Source organism: Bacillus sp. 05T21, assembly GCF_056396785.1.
On the sequence record NZ_JBFTMD010000001.1, the window covers coordinates 878,374 to 895,208 of the forward strand.

Consider the following 16,835-nt stretch of genomic DNA (forward strand, 5'->3'; position numbering starts at 1 on the left):
GAGGTGCATTATACACCTCTTTACATTTTAAATCAATTATGTTCTTTTTTAAAGAGCTTTTGTTTCTCTCTGCTTAATTTCGAAGCTACCAGTGCCTCGAGGAAGCTCGATGCTCTCACGCGTTTTCGCGTTTAAACCTTCTGCAATATATTCTGCAGCAACATTTGGATCAATACGATCCCCACAAGTATAAACATCAATACTTGCGTAACCGTGCTCCGGAAAGCTATGAATTGTTAAATGTGATTCCGAGATAATTACTACTCCACTTACACCTTGTGGTGCAAATTTATGAAAAGCAACCTCACGTACCTCAGCACCAGCTCTTAGTGCTGCATCCACAAATAATTGTTCAATATACGGCATGTCATTAAGCTTGTCGAAATCGCAATCCCAAAGTTCAGCAATCACGTGACGACCCATCGTATCCATAGTATCCATTCTACAGTTCCCCCTTGTAAATTTATTCTAACTGTTCGAATTGAAAACTAATTTGCAATTTGGCTTGCTCCACTACCACGGGGGAAAGTTAGTCCAGAGAGGTCCTAACCCTTTAAGTAGTGACTACGTACCTCAGCTCTTAAGTTTACGAGTGTTAGTATACTTTGTTTATTTTCATTTTGCAACAACAGTTTTTTCGATTTTCTGTCATATTTTCCTCTTTACTTTTCCCTAAAAAAAATTAATGATTCACGAATACAGTAATCCCAACGTTTCGTGGTATGCCCACTATTTGAAAATATATTCATATAATTTTTTCCCTTTTCAGAAAAAAATAAAAAAAGAGGGCAAATATTTACTTGCCCTCTCTCTATTTCACTTAAATATGTTGCACATTTTCTTGTTTTGCTAATTCATCAACAACTAACGTTACAAGATCTACAACACGACGAGAGTAGCCCCACTCGTTATCATACCAAGCAAGCACTTTCACTTTACGATCACCCATTACTATTGTAGATAAACCATCAATAATAGCTGAGTGTGTATTTGTATTAAAGTCGATAGACACTAAAGGCTCTTCGCTGAATTCTACAATTCCTTTTAACGCACCGTTTGCAACAGTTTTGAATGCTTCATTAATATCTTCAACTGTTACATCACGTTTTACGTCTACTACTAAATCAACAAGAGACACGTTTGGTGTTGGTACACGAAGTGCCATACCATGAAGTTTTCCGTTTAAGTGTGGAAGAACTTTTGCTAGCGCTTTTGCAGCACCCGTCGTTGTTGGAATGATAGACTGTCCGCAAGCACGCGCTCTTCTTAAATCTTTATGTGGGTTATCAATATTTTTTTGGTCATTTGTATAAGCGTGAACAGTTGTCATTAAACCGTTTTCAATTCCGAACTGCTCATCTAACACCTTTACAACAGGCGCTAAACAGTTTGTTGTACAAGATGCATTTGAAATAACAGTATGTTTTGTAATATCTAATTGGTCTTCGTTCACACCAACTACGATTGTTACATCTTCATTTTTACCAGGTGCTGTTAAAATAACTTTTTTCGCTCCAGCTTCAACATGAAGAATTGCTTTTTCTTTCGAGTTAAATTTACCAGTTGCTTCAATTACAACTTCAACACCTAGATCTTTCCAAGGCAACTCCTTTGGATCGCGGTTGTTTAAAAGGCGAATCATTTTCCCATCAACTAGTAAGTGATCTTCAAATGCTTCCACTGTTCCGTCAAACTTTCCATGAACTGTATCATATTTAATTAAATGCGCTAACGTTTCTGATGGATAGCTTGCATTGATTGCTACAATTTTGAATGCGCTTTCTTTTATTGCTTGACGAAATACCATTCTCCCGATACGTCCAAATCCATTAATTGCCACACGAGTCATAATATGTTATCCCCCTTGAATGCGTTATACTATTTATCTCCAATCCCAATAATAGTATAACACAAAAAGGAGATATGTCACTAAGCATTTTCATTAATTTCACAATTTTTTAATCAATAATGTTCCATTCTTTCAAAATAGAAGCTAATTGTGTTTTCGTTCCAGTAATTGTGCCATCATTATAAATCACCTCATCTGCCTTCTTTACTTTTTCTTCTAATGGCATTTGAGATTGAATACGAGCCGTTGCTTCTTCTTCTGAAAAGTTATTTCGTTTCATTAAACGTTCCAATTGCGTATTCGGTGTGACTGCTACAACTAAAACACGATCAACGAGATTTGTTAATTTACTTTCAAACAAAAGAGGGATATCTAACACAACCGCTTGCATACCTTCTTTTATGTACATCTCCTTTTGTGCATTCATTTCTTCACGCACTGCAGGATGAACAATTTCGTTTAACTGCAATCGTTTTTCTTCATTATAAAAAACGACACTCCCAAGCTTTGGTCGATCAAGCTCTCCATCTTTTTGTAACACTTCCGTTCCGAACACCTCTACAATTTTGTTATATGCCGGTTTTCCTCGTTCTACAACTTCTCGCGCAATAATATCTGCATCAATAACCGGTATACTCATTTCACGAAACATTTCTGATACCGTACTTTTTCCGCTTGCAATGCCTCCTGTTAATCCAATTACTACTGTCATAATAATCCTCCTCACAATATTAAAGGCGCGAAACTAATGTTCCACGCCCATACTTACATTTTCCAAATTCCAATAATAATGAGTAATACCCCAGGCAGGAATGTAAATTTTTGTAACCATTTCATATTTGATAAAATCGTACCGAGCTTCATTCCAATAAATAAAAATAAAGAACTCATAACCGCGACTAATGCCGCCATCATCGCGGGTGCATAACCTAATAAAGATGCACCAATTCCAGCACCAAACGAATCTATAGAAAGAGCGATACCGAGAAGTAGCGCTTCTCCTGCAGAGATAGTTCCTGATTTATCAAAATCCGCAACAGTCGGCTTCCGCAAAATTTGAATCACTAACCCTAGCGAAGCAATTTCTAGTTTCCAAACCTTCTCCTCTTGCTTCGGTTCTTCTTTTTTATCACTTCGAAAAAATTGATATAATACCCAAATACCTATTCCAATAAGAACAAATCCGCCGATACGCGTTGCGATAACAGGTGAAAATATTTTCGCGATCATATGTCCAATTCCCATGGAAACGAGCATTACAGCTGCTGAACAGATCCCGATAATTATAATTGATCTTAGTGGAATTCTTACGCTCCTTAACCCGTATGTTAGCCCTACACTACAGCTATCTAAGCTTAATGTAAAAGCTAATAAAATAAGAGATAAATAAAGGTACATCGGTAAGCTCCTCCCTTATACATAGCTCTGCTCTATGTATATGACAAATGCCTATCCGATGTTATCCCTTTTCTATATTCTAGGTTGGCAAATTGGGCAGTAATGTGTTCCCCTTCCGCCAACAACTGTTTTTTCTAATAGCGTACCGCAAGTCACACACGGTTCTCCTTTTTTCCCATATACATTTAGAAGTTCCTGGAACGAACCAATTTGTCCTTGTGAATTAATATACGTTCTAATTGTACTTCCGCCTCGCTTAACAGCTTCGCCCAGCGTTGTAACAATCGCCTCGTAAATTCTTTCTATTTCTTCTTCTGTTAAAGATGCAGCTTCTCGTTCTGGGTGAATTTGAGAACGGAATAACACTTCATCTACATATATATTTCCAAGCCCTACTAAAAGACGCTGATCTAATAATACGACTTTTATTTTTCGATTTGTTTTTTGCAATCTTTCTTGTAAATACTGCGGTGTTAATTCAGCATCAAATGGCTCCGGGCCTAAGTCAGCAAGAGGCATTTGATTCAACTCTTCACCTTTCTTAAAGAGATGCATCGTACCAAATTTTCTCACATCTTTATAATGTAATTCAGTTCCATCTGTAAATAAGAAACGGACGTGCGTATGTTTATCAATCGGCTCATCCTCTTGATGAAGTAAAAACTTACCTTCCATGCGCAAATGTGAAACAATGACATAATTCGTTACATATAAAAGCAAAAACTTTCCTCTTCGCTTTATATTTTCAATTGTCTCGCCTCTTAGCATTTCTTTAAAAATTTCTGCATCATCCGGTCGTTTTACTATTTTGGGATAAGTAATAACGACATCTTCAATCGTTTTTCCTGTTACAAGATTTTCAAGCGTCCGTCTAACGTTTTCAACCTCTGGTAATTCCGGCATTTCATCACGTCCTTATTTCGCATCGTACCAAGTTGGACCGTAAGAATAATCAACTTTCAATGGAACGGCTAGTTCAATTGCATGCTCCATTACTTCAGGTACAAGCTTCTCTAATTTTTCAATTTCTTCTTTTGGTGCTTCAAATATCAATTCATCGTGTACTTGCAGAAGAAGACGTGCTTGTAATCCTTCTTCTTCTAGACGATCTGCCATAATAATCATCGCTTTTTTAATAATATCAGCCGCACTACCTTGAATTGGTGTATTCATAGCTGTACGCTCCGCAAAGCTACGTAAATTGAAATTACGACTCGTAATTTCCGGAATATAACGGCGACGATTTAATAATGTAACCACATATCCTTTTTGTTTCGCGTCTTTTACGATTTCATCCATGTATTCTTGTACACCAGGGAAACTTTCTAAATACTTTTCAATAAATTCCGCTGCTGCTTTTCTTGTAATTCCTAAGTTTTGCGAAAGACCATAATCACTAATACCATACACAATTCCGAAGTTAACAGCTTTTGCTTGTCGTCTCATGTTAGATGTTACTTCATCTTTCCCAACACCAAATACATCCATAGCTGTTTTCGTATGAATATCCATGTCATGTTGGAACGCTTCAACTAATCCTGGATCATTTGCAATATGAGCAAGCACACGAAGTTCGATTTGTGAATAATCAGCCGCGTACATGATCCATCCTTCTTCTGATGGAACGAATGCCTGACGAATCTTTCTTCCTTCTTCTAATCGAATTGGGATATTTTGTAAGTTCGGGTCTGTTGAACTTAATCGACCTGTTTGCGTTAATACTTGATTAAAACGAGTATGGATTTTAGATGAATCTTCATGTACAACTTTCAATAAACCTTCAATGTAAGTTGAATTTAGCTTTCCTAATTGACGGTAATGTAAAATATTCGGAATAATTTCATGACGATCCATAAGTTTATCTAATACATCCGCCGATGTAGAATAACCTGTTTTCGTCTTTTTAATAACTGGTAAGTTTAAATTCTCAAACAGAATAACCCCAAGTTGCTTCGGTGAATTAATATTAAATTCTGTTCCCGCAAGCTTATAAATTTCCTGTTCCATTTCCTTTAATCTACCTGCAAGTTCTTCTCCCATATTACGAAGACGCTCCGTATCAACTTTTACACCTTTCACTTCCATATCAGCTAATACACGTGCAAGTGGTAATTCTAATTCCGTAAATAATTCATATTGCTCATTCTTTTTTAATTCTTCTAAGAACGTTTGCTTTACATCATATAATACATGCACTTTACGAGCTACATGCTCCGCTACTACCTCTAGCTCCGGAACAGCACGCTTCGCACCTTTTCCGTAAACTTCTTCATCCGATTTTACGGCATGCGTTTCTTTCATTTTCGCTACAGTACGGAAATCTTTATCCGTATCAGCTGGATCAAGTAAATAAGCAGCGATTAATAAATCAAAGTCAATCCCTTGAATATCTACACCTTTCCACTTGAGAGCAACGATAGCACGCTTCGCATCAAATGTATGTTTTCTCATTTCTCCATTTGCAAGCCACTCTTTAAAAGCATCCGATTTAAGAGCAACATCGGCCGGAATGAAGTAACAACCATTTTCATTTTGAATACCAAAACCTTGAATATCGGCTTTATGATAATTATCTTCTTGCACTTCAACAATAAGCGCACTATCTTGCTGAAGCATTTCTTCTGTAACTTCTTCTACAATATCAAATGTAATATCATCTAATTCAGCTGGAGCCGTTTCCTCCGGCGTAACACCTAACTTATTTAAAAGGGATGTAAATCCTAAATTCTCGAACATTGGAATCAAATCGCTTGGTTCATACCCTTTATATTCCATATCATCTACATGCACAGTAATCGGTGCGTCTGTAATAATAGTCGCAAGTTCTTTACTCATAAGAGCTTGTTCTTTATTCGCTTCTAACTTTTCTTTTAATTTCTTTCCACTCACTTGATCTAAGTTTTCATATACTGCTTCTACCGTTTCAAATTGCGTTAATAATTTAATGGCGGTCTTCTCACCAACACCTGGTACACCTGGAATGTTATCCGATTGGTCTCCCATTAAACCTTTCATATCGATAATTTGCTTTGGTGATAAGCTATATTTCTCAAATAAAGCTTCTTTCGTATATTCATCTACTTCCGTAATCCCKTTGCGAGGAATACATACGAGTGTATTATCTGAAACAAGTTGCAGTAAATCTTTATCTCCTGAAATAACTTTAACATGAAACCCTTGCTCACTCGCTTCTTTCGCTAACGTTCCCATAATGTCATCCGCTTCATAATTTTCCAGCTCATAACGCGGTACATTGAATGCATCAAGCACCTCACGAATAAACGGGAATTGCTCTGATAACTCAGGTGGAGTCTTTTGACGCCCTCCCTTGTAATCACTATACGTTTTATGACGGAATGTTGTTTTCCCCGCATCAAACGCCACAAGCATATGCGTCGGTTTTTCTTCCTCTAGTATCCTCATTAACATCATTGTAAAACCATAAATTGCGTTCGTATGTATACCTTTGTCGTTATTTAAAAGCGGTAGTGCAAAGAAAGCACGATACGCGATATTATTACCATCTACTAATACGACTTTTTTTTCCAAACTACAAACCTCCCCATACATATTTGAAACGATTTTTCCCACAGAAAAAAACCGTTCCTGTCCTCTCTCTATATTAACATGACTAATAGAGAGAAGAAAAATAACGGTTTTTTTCTATCATATATAAACAGACTTACATTGGCATAAAGGGAAGTGACGAGAATAGCATAACTACTCTCGTCCAAAATTACTCCTTGGATGAAGGGGTTTTCATATATTATATTAACAGAGCTTTATTAATATTTAATTAAGCCATTGTTAATATATTGTAAATATCCTTCATCCTATTTTTCAGTAGCTGATTTTGGTAAAACAACTGTAAATGTTGTTCCTTCCCCAACCTCACTATCCACCGTAATCGTACCTTGATGCGCTTCAACTAAATGTTTTACAATTGATAAACCAAGACCCGTTCCACCCGTATTTCTACTTCTTGCTTTATCCACTCGGTAAAAGCGTTCAAAAATACGTGGAATTTCCTCTTTACTAATACCAATTCCAGTATCAGATACTTTTATATAAGCATTATATTTATCTTCTGCCAATTCAACAGAAACAACGCCTCCAGCCGGTGTATATACAATCGCGTTATTAATTAAATTAATAAAGATTTGTTTCAAGCGGCCTGGATCTCCAATAACGGAAACTCGTTTCAATCCATTCACTTGTAAAGAGATTTCTTTTTCACCCGCTTTATTATCAAGCACCATGTGAATGTCTTCAAGAATCCCCTTCATATCAACCGTACCCATATTTAATCTAAACCCTTGCTGCTCGATTTTTGACAAATCTAATAAATCTTCAATTAATCCTTGCATGCGCTCACTTTCTTTTAAAATGATATGTAAGAAATGTTCGCAGAATTTTTTATTATCCATCGCTCCGTCCAAGAGTGTTTCTGAAAAACCTTTAATAGAAGTAATCGGTGTCTTTAGTTCATGAGAAACATTCGCTAAAAAGTCTTTTCTTATTTGTTCTAATTTCTTCAGCTCAGTAATGTCATGGAATACGAGAACAATCCCTTTCCACTCATGGTTCGTCCCAATAATTGGCGCTCCATATACTTCGAAATGCTTTCGCTCAATACTAAGTGGCAATAACATTTGTTTACGCACTTTCACTTCTGTCATAAAAATTTCTTCCACAAGCTCAATAATTTCCGTATGGTGAAATGATTCATAATATAAACGGTCTAAATATTCTTCATCTGTTACGTGGAAAGTCTCCTTATAAGAACGGTTTACAAGGTTTATATAACCACGGCTATCAATTAAAATCATTCCACTTCCCATATTTTCAATTAATGTGTGCAAACGATCTTGTTGCATTTCTTGTTCGAGTGTCATCTCTTGTAAATTACGAGCTAAAATATTAATTGCTTTACTCAGCATTCCTGTTTCATCCGAATGACTTTCATATGCACGCGCTTTATAATTACCCTTCGCTAATTCAATCGCAACTTTCGTAACTGATTCAATCGGCCTAATATATTGTCCTGTAATTTTGACACCTAGGAATACAACTACAAGACAAGCAATGACAAATCCGATAATTAATAATCCCCACGTTTTTTGGTGAACGTCCCTCAAAGTATCAATTGTACTTTTCACCAAAATGTATCCTTGTTTCCCTTCTACATCCTGGACGAACACAGCATGATAAAATTCATTCTTTTGATCTGTTTCTTTCGTAATGACTTTATTTTCTTTCTTTGCTGTTTCGGAAGAAAGTTCTTTAATCATCTCTTGACTAAATGCAGATGGTTGCCCTCCGCTATATTGAACTTTCTTTTTTTCATCAACAAATATAATAGAAGCTGGTATTTTTTCTTCTAACTTTTCAAATACATAAGGCTTTTTTAAAACAGCATCAAACCCTTGCTCTTCTGCTAATACCGCAACATACTGTGTCTCTTTTATCATTCTCTCTTTAGCATGATCTATATAGTAGTTTTCAAATACAGTTTCTAATAATACACCTAGTCCAACTAAAATAAAAACGATAAGAGAAACAAATGTAAAAAGAAGCCTGGAACGAAACTTATTCATCCACTTTTGGCTCCTCTAATTTATAACCTAAACCACGTATCGTTTTAATGTACGTCGGTTTTTTCGTATTTTGTTCAATTTTATCGCGCAAATGGCTAATATGGACATCAACAATTCTTGTATCACCGGCAAAATCATAATTCCATACAGCACTTAATAATTGGTCACGAGTTAATACACGACTTTTATTTTTCGCAAGATAAACAAGTAACTCAAATTCTTTCGGTGTTAATTCCAGTTTCCTTCCTTGGAAGTACGCTTCATAAAACTCCGGTAAAATTTTAAGCTCTGCAATTTTGATGCTCTCTTCATCTGGCGATTCTGAAACTTGTTCTTCCTGCTGTAATTTCGTACGGCGCAAAATCGCCTTCACACGAGCAACAACTTCCCTTGGACTAAATGGCTTCGTCATATAATCATCAGCCCCAAGCTCAAGACCTAGCACCTTATCAAATTCATCATCTTTTGCTGTTAACATTAAAATCGGCGTCATAATACGCTGCAATCGTAATTCTTTACAAACTTCCATACCATCCATTTTTGGAAGCATTAAATCTAATATAATTAAATCTGGGCGTTCTGTAGTCGCTTTTTGAAGCGCCATTTCTCCATCCATTGCTGTAATAACTTCAAACCCAGCTTGTTGTAAATTAAATTCAATTAAAGTTAAGATAAATTCCTCATCATCAACTACTAAAATACGATTGTTCATTCTTTTCCTCCAAGTTATAGACTTGAAACCTTCTTCATCCTAGTATTTTCCCCGTTATTCTCATCATACTAGAAAACAAGGTCTCCCTCAATATAATTGTCTATTCATGGAGCTCGTTTGTACTAGAGTTTCGGAAAATAAAAGCAATCGTAACTTCATTCCCTCTATCCGGTCGCTATCCAAACTTTATAGATGAATCTATCTTTTTTAAATTCTTCTTCCGTATGAACTATAAACTCTCGATTTTGCGCTAGGAAAAACGAAAGAGCATACGCTATTTTATAATCTGGTGTTTCATATCCATCAAATACTTTCCCGTACATTTCATTCGCGATTGAATCGGCCCATACTTCAGCTTCTCTTATCGTTTCAAAAATAATGTCTTCCCTCTCCCATTTCACAGTTATATCACCCTTTCCAAACAAAAAGTAGCGCTAGCATACCCTTAATAAGAATATGACTAACGCTACTTTTATATCATTCTAACTTTCATTTTTTAAAAATTATCTAATGCTTTTTCCATAATGGAAACAGATTTAAAAGGTGGTGTTACTGTTAATGAACCTTTTAAAACAGTTTCTCCTTTTTCATCATGAGCAAATACAAGCATATCAATTGTATGTTCCTCCTCTGAAACAGCCACAACTTCAAAGTGGATTTGTAACGTTTCATAATGGTGAACATGTTTCACGAACGTAAGGTCCTTCCTAGTAATATGACTACCTGGACCTGGTAAATATTTCGTAACCGCCGTTGTAATCAGCCCCGTTAGCATAATGCTTGGGACAATCGGCTTTTCATACGGAGTTTGGGATGCGTAATCATGCTGAATATATAATGGATTGGCATCATTCGTTAACCCTAAGTACAATAACAAATCTTTATCCTCAATTTTTTCAGTGATAGATAATTTCTCTCCTACTGTAATTTCATCCATTCTACGACCAATTTGAACTTTTTTCTTTAACATGTTACAACCCCCTCCGATTTTTTCACCTTATTATCCTACTAAAAGCGATACCTTATCCGAAATTTACTGTGATGAGGGCAGTGTATAGTATAAGTCTATAGTTTCATTATAGGATACACCAAATGATAGCGTTTTCATATTATTTCAAAAAAACATTTCAATATATAGTAGAAAAAGATTCGGGGCCCCGAATCTTTTTCCACTTATATTTAATTATTAAACAAGAACTTTCATAACGTTACGTACAGATTCTACAGAGCGATCTAACGCTTCTTTCTCATCTGCAAGAAGTTCTAATTCAATAATTTTTTCAATTCCGTTACCACCTAGAATTACTGGTACCCCTAAGTAAAGATCACTATAACCATATTCACCTTCAAGGTACGCAATAGCCGGTAATACACGGCGTTGATCTTTTAAGATTGCTTCTGTCATTTCAACTAAAGAAGCAGCTGGTGCGTAATATGCACTACCGTTTCCTAATAAGCCTACAATCTCACCGCCACCTTTACGTGTACGTTCTACGATTGCTTCTAAACGCTCTTTTGGAATTAATGTTTCTAAGGGAATGCCACCTGCATAGGAATAGCGTACAAGAGGTACCATATCGTCACCATGTCCACCAAGAACAAATCCTGTAATGTCTTTCACAGAAAGGTTTAACTCTTGTGAAATAAATGTACGGAAACGAGCTGTATCTAATACGCCCGATTGACCGATAACGCGCTCTTTCGGGAATCCTGCTTCTTTAAATACAGAATATGTCATTGCATCAACTGGATTTGTTAATACAACAATAATCGCATTTGGTGAATGTTTTGCAATGTCGCGCGTAATACTTTTCATAATTTTAGAGTTTGTTGCTACTAAGTCATCACGGCTCATACCAGGCTTACGCGCAATACCTGCTGTAATAACGACAACGTCAGAATCAGCAGTATCTGCGTAATCAGATGTACCAATAATGTTAGCATCAAAACCTTGTACTGGGCTCGCTTCTAACATATCTAACGCTTTCCCTTTTGTTGGATTTTCCAGCTGTGGAATGTCCACTAATACAACATCTGCAAGTTCTTTTTGTGCTAATAAGAATGCTGTTGTTGCTCCTGTAAATCCTGCACCGATGACTGAAACTTTCTTGCGTTTGATTGTCATAATTTACCCCCCGCTTTAATTATGCGTTTTTGATTATCGCTACATCCATGTTTTTAATAAGTTCATTAGCAAACTCAGAACATTTTACTTCTGTTGCACCTTCCATTAAGCGCGCGAAATCATAAGTTACTACTTTTGATTCAATTGTTTTCTCAACTGAATCAGTTACTAAATTCGCAGCTTCGTTCCATCCTAAGTGCTCTAATAATAATACACCTGAAAGAAGAACTGAAGATGGGTTTACTTTATCTAAACCTGCATATTTTGGAGCTGTACCATGTGTAGCTTCAAAGATAGCATGTCCAGTCACATAGTTAATGTTTGCACCAGGTGCAATACCAATTCCACCTACTTGTGCAGCAAGTGCATCCGAGATGTAGTCTCCATTTAAGTTCATTGTTGCAACAACATCGAACTCACGTGGACGAGTTAAAATTTGTTGTAAGAAGATGTCTGCAATAGAATCTTTTACGATGATTTTTCCAGCAGATTCTGCTTCTGCCATCGCTTTATTTGCTGCATCTTTGCCATCTTTTTCAACAATGCGATCATATTCAGCCCAAGTAAATACTTTGTCGCCGAATTCTTGTTCAGCTACTTCGTAACCCCAGTTTTTGAAAGCACCTTCTGTAAATTTCATAATGTTTCCTTTATGAACTAATGTAACAGAAGAACGTTTTTCGTTAATTGCATATTGAATTGCAGCGCGAACAAGACGCTTTGTCCCTTCCTCTGAAATTGGTTTAATACCAATCCCTGATGTTTCTGGGAAACGAATTTTATTAACGCCCATTGCTTCTTTTAAGAATGCAAGAACTTTTTCCGCTTCTGGAGAACCTTGTGCATATTCAATACCAGCGTAAATGTCTTCTGTATTTTCACGGAAAATAACCATATCAGTATCTTCCGGACGTTTTACAGGTGAAGGAACACCTTCAAAATAACGAACTGGACGTAGACATACATATAAATCTAATTCTTGACGAAGCGCTACGTTTAGAGAACGAATACCACCGCCAACTGGAGTTGTAAGTGGACCTTTAATTGCGATTAAATATTCACGAATTAAATTTAAAGTCTCTTCTGGTAACCACTCGCCTGTTTGGTTGAATGCTTTTTCCCCTGCAAGCACTTCTTTCCAAACGATTTTCTTCTCACCATCATAAGCTTTTTCAACTGCTGCTTCTATTACGCGAGATGCTGCAGCCCAAATATCAGGACCAATTCCATCTCCTTCGATAAATGGAATAATCGGATTGTTTGGTACATTCATAACACCATTAGTTACAGTAATTTTTTCACCTGTTGTCAATGTGATAACCCCCATGTTTGAAATTTCATATGTATGAAACTGAGGGAATAACCCCTCAGTTCAAACCGTTAGTCAAATTTAAATATTCTAATCATTACATCTTCCCAAAAAAATCAGACTTTTGAAAGCGTATTTTCACTATCAAAATAGTGTTTTTCGCTTATCGTTGCGCTAGCGGAACGTACACTTGATGTGTCGGTCCATCATAATCAGCACGCGGACGGATTAAACGGTTGTTTTCATATTGTTCTAGAATATGAGCTAACCAGCCTGACATACGGCTAATTGCAAAGATAGGTGTAAATAAGTCATGGTCAATTCCTAAACAATGGTATACAGAAGCTGAATAGAAATCAACATTTGGTGGAAGACCTTTTTCTTTTGTTACAATGTCTTCAATTTTGATAGACATATTATACCATTTGTCTTCTCCTAAAAGCACGCATAATCTCTTAGACATTTCGCGTAAGTGTTTCGCGCGTGGATCACCATGCTCATATACGCGATGACCAAATCCCATAATTTTCACTTTATTTTGAAGAGCATTATGAATATATGATTCTACATTTTCTTCTTCGCCAATTTCAGTTAACATCTTCATTACATTTTCATTTGCCCCACCGTGAAGAGGACCTTTTAATGCACCGATTGCTGCTGTAATACCAGAATACACATCTGAAAGTGTAGCTACGCAAACACGTGCAGTAAATGTAGAAGCGTTTAACTCATGATCGGCATGAAGTACAAGTGCCTTATCAAAAGCCTCAATTTCAACTTCATTTGGCTCACGATCATTTAACATGTACAAGAAGTTTGCAGCTAATGATAGATCTTTTCTTGGCTCAACAACATCTAAACCTTTGCGAATTCTTGCATAAGCCGCAATTAAAGTTCCGACTTGAGCCTGTAATTTAACCGCTTTCAAATAATTAGACTTTCCATCCATTATTTCAGCGCTCTCATCATATAATGATAGCATGGAAATCGCAGTTCGTAAAACCGACATCGGGTGCGCGATTTTTAAATCTACTTGTTTCAAATATGTTAAAATCTCACCTGGTACTTTATAGTATTCAGATACTGTTCCACTAAATTCCGCTAGTTCTTTTTCATTAGGAAGCTTGCGGTGCCATAATAAGTACACTACTTCTTCGAACGTAGCATTCTCAGCTAAATCATCAATATTATACCCAACATAAGTTAATGTATCATCAATAATAGAGCTCACAGATGATGTTGTTGCTACTACCCCTTCTAAACCTCGAATAACAGTCATGACATTCTCTCCTTTTCCTGAAAATTCTCCCAACCTTGCTCCTTATATCTATTTGCTCCCCTTATAAATTATGAACGCTCGTTCACTCTTTAGGCAAGCAAAATGCACGTTCATGCAAATTTATTGCGATGTTCCCCTCTTATTGTCCATTGCTTAAATGGAAAGCATGAGCGTGAATGTCTCCCCGAATCCTCACGCTCAGAACAACAAGTTAGTGAGGAAAATGAATTCCGAAGAGTTTATGATAAAAACAACATAAAACAATATCATTATAAAATTGTTTTATGTTGTTTTTATTTTATCTGGTGTAAAGTCTCTGCTGTTATGTAACTTTTCAAAGTTTCTAATCCTATTATAAACAATTATCTGACTTTTGTGAACAGAAAGAATTCAAAAATTTTATATTACTATAAAATTCCTTATTTAAACATCTGTATAATACTCATAACTGCATAGGCAATTCCAGCCCCAATTAATGGACCTACAGCGACTCCATTAAATAAAGCTACAGCTATAATTGTCCCAAAAACAAGTGCGGTTGTAATATGTGGGTCCGTCGTCAATAATTGTACGCCGCCTTTCGCTAACAAAGCGACCGCCACACCTGAGGCTAAAGCAATCCATGCATAATACGATTTCGCTGCTTCTCCGAGTTGTTTAAAGCCTATTTCTCCTGTCGCAATCGGTACGAGCACTGCTATTGTAATGACTGTTACACCAAGGTTAATCCCTTTCGTTTGTAGATAAGGAAAGACTTTATCTCCTAAAAACGTAAACTTCAATAAGAATAACACTCCAATAGCTACAGTAAGCGATTGGTTTTTAGCAATAAGTCCTATAATAAGTAGTATGAATAAAAATAACGTTGACTGACTAATCATGTTTGCACTTCCTTTCTGAAAATAATGAACTCACTTCCAAACAAAAATACCTTTAAACTTATCGTTATACATGCTATATCGATGTATATGCAACAATAACCACTTCATTTTTTTCATATTTTAAAATGACAAACTGAAACTCTAACCATCAAAAATTTAAGCATGTATACACTTTTAAAAACGGTCGTCTCTCCTTTCTTTTCTATTAAGAAACAGGTAAAATAAAAAGAAGAGAAAATGAAGTTTTTACCATATAGTAGAAGCATCAACACCAAGCTTTTCCGGTCACTCATATACTGAAAAAGCAGGAAAAATCCATCATTCCACTATAACATAAAGTGAAACTTTGATCAGTGGGGCACTTTCCACTGATTATTAGCCTTCACCAATCGGGCATTTACGGACAGTTTATCTCCAGCTAACTCCTTTGATCCAGCTGCACTTCGGGTAGGAGATTTACTGCCCGCAAATAGCGGGGTAAAGTGAAACTTTGATCAGTGAATCTCACTAGTTATAAGTTGAACGAATTAGGATAATCCAAATTGGAATGGGAGGTATACATCTTTGAACCGAAACTTACTATATATGATATTACGACTCATATTTGTCATTGTAGCAACGGTAGTTGGGTTCTATGCATTGCTGTACATGTCAGGCCTTATCTACCCTTTTATTATCGCTTTTGCATTCGCTTATTTGATTAATCCTGTCGTCAATTTCCTTAATCAAAAACTACAATTCCCTCGCGCATTAGCGGTACTCGTTAGCTTAATTCTCGTATTCGGAGCTATCGTTGGACTTGTTACATACCTTGTAACTGAAGCAATATCTGCCACAACGTACTTACTACAAATTGTTACAGTAAAGTTTCCAGATATCGTTGCATTCGCCCAACAATTTGCACTTAACCATATTATGCCTCTCTATGATGATTTAATCTCTAAATTTAATCATCTCGGAGAACCACAGCGATACACTATTACACAAAACATTCAAAACTTAGGCACCGAAGCAACGACACAAATGAAAGAACTTTTAACCGCCATTATAAGTGGGTTAACAAATTTCATTAGTGCATTACCAACAACTTTAACTGTCCTTGTCTTCGTCTTATTAGCCACCTTCTTCATTAGTTACGATTGGCACCGTCTTGCTCATAAAGTAAGAAAACTTCTACCTAATCGTGTGCATGGATACGGAAAAACTATTTTTGTCGATTTAAGAAAAGCTTTGTTTGGTTTTGTTAAAGCGCAACTTACACTCGTATCTATGACAACTATCATTGTACTAATCGGCCTTTTAATATTACGCGTGCCATACGCAATTACTATCGCGATTATTACAGGGGTTGTAGATTTACTCCCGTATTTAGGAACTGGAGCCGTCTTCGTTCCTTGGGTTATATACGTATTTTTCACAGGCGATACTGCATTCGCCATCGGTCTTCTCATCCTATACATCGTCGTGATTGTCCAAAGACAAATCATGGAGCCAAAAGTACTTTCATCTAATATTGGACTAGATCCATTAGCGACACTCATCGCTCTATTTGTCGGCTTTAAGCTCTTTGGTTTTTTAGGATTAATCATCGGTCCAGTCATATTAGTACTACTTAATACATTACACAAAGCTCATGTATTCCACGACTTATGGAAATTCATTAAGGGTTCACCATCAAAATAATA

General features: G+C 36.4%; 15 protein-coding genes. 1 reads left to right on the top strand and 14 read right to left on the bottom strand.

The window, feature by feature from the left end; genetic code table 11:
* Nucleotides 1-48: 48 nt before the first annotated feature.
* The 14 genes from speD to AC1DKZ_RS04700 form a co-directional block, all read right to left on the bottom strand.
* Nucleotides 49-432, bottom strand: a complete 384-nt coding sequence (speD, locus tag AC1DKZ_RS04635; RefSeq protein ID WP_002003660.1) for an adenosylmethionine decarboxylase — start codon at nt 430-432, stop codon at nt 49-51.
* Between the two features lie 388 nt (nt 433-820).
* Nucleotides 821-1,849, bottom strand: coding sequence for a glyceraldehyde-3-phosphate dehydrogenase (locus tag AC1DKZ_RS04640; protein ID WP_002088923.1), 1,029 nt, complete (start codon nt 1,847-1,849; stop codon nt 821-823).
* Nucleotides 1,850-1,958: 109 nt separating this feature from the next.
* Nucleotides 1,959-2,561 (bottom strand): dephospho-CoA kinase, encoded by a 603-nt coding sequence (gene coaE, locus AC1DKZ_RS04645; protein ID WP_002088924.1) that lies wholly within the window; start codon nt 2,559-2,561, stop codon nt 1,959-1,961.
* Between the two features lie 53 nt (nt 2,562-2,614).
* On the bottom strand, nt 2,615-3,247 hold the full coding sequence (gene ytaF / locus AC1DKZ_RS04650; protein WP_002190849.1) for a sporulation membrane protein YtaF: 633 nt from the start codon (nt 3,245-3,247) through the stop codon (nt 2,615-2,617).
* 72 nt (nt 3,248-3,319) lie between these two features.
* On the bottom strand, nt 3,320-4,150 hold the full coding sequence (gene mutM, locus AC1DKZ_RS04655) for a DNA-formamidopyrimidine glycosylase (protein ID WP_002015480.1): 831 nt from the start codon (nt 4,148-4,150) through the stop codon (nt 3,320-3,322).
* A 12-nt stretch (nt 4,151-4,162) separates the two neighbouring features.
* The gene (gene polA / locus AC1DKZ_RS04660) at nt 4,163-6,796 is read right to left on the bottom strand and encodes a DNA polymerase I (RefSeq protein WP_476995704.1); all 2,634 of its coding nucleotides are present in this window, start codon (nt 6,794-6,796) and stop codon (nt 4,163-4,165) included.
* A 284-nt stretch (nt 6,797-7,080) separates the two neighbouring features.
* The gene (gene phoR / locus AC1DKZ_RS04665; RefSeq protein WP_002088930.1) at nt 7,081-8,844 is read right to left on the bottom strand and encodes a sensory box histidine kinase PhoR; all 1,764 of its coding nucleotides are present in this window, start codon (nt 8,842-8,844) and stop codon (nt 7,081-7,083) included.
* Complete coding sequence (phoP, locus tag AC1DKZ_RS04670; protein WP_002015484.1) at nt 8,837-9,556, bottom strand: two-component system response regulator PhoP; 720 nt, start codon at nt 9,554-9,556, stop codon at nt 8,837-8,839. The genes phoR and phoP overlap by 8 nt, the downstream gene beginning before the upstream one ends.
* Nucleotides 9,557-9,720: 164 nt before the next feature.
* A complete protein-coding gene (locus tag AC1DKZ_RS04675; protein ID WP_012261807.1) occupies nt 9,721-9,957 on the bottom strand; it encodes a hypothetical protein in 237 nt (78 codons plus the stop codon).
* A gap of 95 nt (nt 9,958-10,052) precedes the next feature.
* Complete coding sequence (locus AC1DKZ_RS04680; protein ID WP_476995705.1) at nt 10,053-10,526, bottom strand: MaoC family dehydratase; 474 nt, start codon at nt 10,524-10,526, stop codon at nt 10,053-10,055.
* 216 nt (nt 10,527-10,742) lie between these two features.
* Complete coding sequence (gene mdh / locus AC1DKZ_RS04685; RefSeq protein WP_000153239.1) at nt 10,743-11,681, bottom strand: malate dehydrogenase; 939 nt, start codon at nt 11,679-11,681, stop codon at nt 10,743-10,745.
* A gap of 19 nt (nt 11,682-11,700) precedes the next feature.
* Complete coding sequence (gene icd, locus AC1DKZ_RS04690) at nt 11,701-12,993, bottom strand: NADP-dependent isocitrate dehydrogenase (RefSeq protein WP_193656557.1); 1,293 nt, start codon at nt 12,991-12,993, stop codon at nt 11,701-11,703.
* A gap of 160 nt (nt 12,994-13,153) precedes the next feature.
* Nucleotides 13,154-14,302, bottom strand: coding sequence for a citrate synthase (gene citZ, locus AC1DKZ_RS04695; RefSeq protein WP_002015492.1), 1,149 nt, complete (start codon nt 14,300-14,302; stop codon nt 13,154-13,156).
* A gap of 386 nt (nt 14,303-14,688) precedes the next feature.
* Nucleotides 14,689-15,150, bottom strand: a complete 462-nt coding sequence (locus tag AC1DKZ_RS04700; protein WP_000625507.1) for a DUF441 domain-containing protein — start codon at nt 15,148-15,150, stop codon at nt 14,689-14,691.
* 564 nt (nt 15,151-15,714) lie between these two features.
* On the opposite strand from AC1DKZ_RS04700, the gene ytvI reads away from it, so the two are divergent.
* Nucleotides 15,715-16,833, top strand: a complete 1,119-nt coding sequence (gene ytvI, locus AC1DKZ_RS04705; protein WP_002088938.1) for a sporulation integral membrane protein YtvI — start codon at nt 15,715-15,717, stop codon at nt 16,831-16,833.
* The last annotated feature ends 2 nt before the right edge of the window (nt 16,834-16,835 follow it).

Bases quoted from the DNA above. Each gene is read 5' to 3' on its own strand.
- speD (WP_002003660.1), bottom strand. From the start codon at position 432: ATGGATACGATGGGTCGTCACGTGATTGCTGAACTTTGGGATTGCGAT.
- coaE (WP_002088924.1), bottom strand. From the start codon at position 2,561: ATGACAGTAGTAATTGGATTAACAGGAGGCATTGCAAGCGGAAAAAGT.
- phoP (WP_002015484.1), bottom strand. From the start codon at position 9,556: ATGAACAATCGTATTTTAGTAGTTGATGATGAGGAATTTATCTTAACT.
- ytaF (WP_002190849.1), bottom strand. From the start codon at position 3,247: ATGTACCTTTATTTATCTCTTATTTTATTAGCTTTTACATTAAGCTTA.
- phoR (WP_002088930.1), bottom strand. From the start codon at position 8,844: ATGAATAAGTTTCGTTCCAGGCTTCTTTTTACATTTGTTTCTCTTATC.
- mutM (WP_002015480.1), bottom strand. From the start codon at position 4,150: ATGCCGGAATTACCAGAGGTTGAAAACGTTAGACGGACGCTTGAAAAT.
- AC1DKZ_RS04700 (WP_000625507.1), bottom strand. From the start codon at position 15,150: ATGATTAGTCAGTCAACGTTATTTTTATTCATACTACTTATTATAGGA.
- AC1DKZ_RS04640 (WP_002088923.1), bottom strand. From the start codon at position 1,849: ATGACTCGTGTGGCAATTAATGGATTTGGACGTATCGGGAGAATGGTA.
- mdh (WP_000153239.1), bottom strand. From the start codon at position 11,681: ATGACAATCAAACGCAAGAAAGTTTCAGTCATCGGTGCAGGATTTACA.
- AC1DKZ_RS04680 (WP_476995705.1), bottom strand. From the start codon at position 10,526: ATGTTAAAGAAAAAAGTTCAAATTGGTCGTAGAATGGATGAAATTACA.